We start from the raw sequence: 211 nt of genomic DNA, 5'->3' as shown, positions 1-211 counted from the left end.
GCCCAACCGCTTCGCTGCGGCTTTCGCCTTGCGTCGCTTGCTGTTTTCAGCAGCAGAGAGGCGAGATTATGAAGGAGTTTTTATCGCTTGTCAAGTCAGCTTCGTTCGCTTTCGCGCCACCGCTTTCTTGCTTGCGACCCCTTCGGATCCGCTCTCTTTAGCAGCTATCGAAACATCAGAAGCACCCATTCGGGTTAACCCTAAGTTTTCG

At 53.1% G+C, this 211-nt stretch carries 1 protein-coding gene; it reads left to right on the top strand.

The genetic code is table 11. From position 1 onward, the window contains the following. The coding region (locus tag AC27VE_RS30765; protein ID WP_488705863.1) for a hypothetical protein at positions 1 to 211 on the top strand (211 nt) is incomplete at both ends.

The sequence above is a fragment of the Achromobacter sp. 18P8.1.1 genome (assembly GCF_057799415.1).
This window is presented reverse-complemented; position numbering and strand designations above follow the sequence as displayed.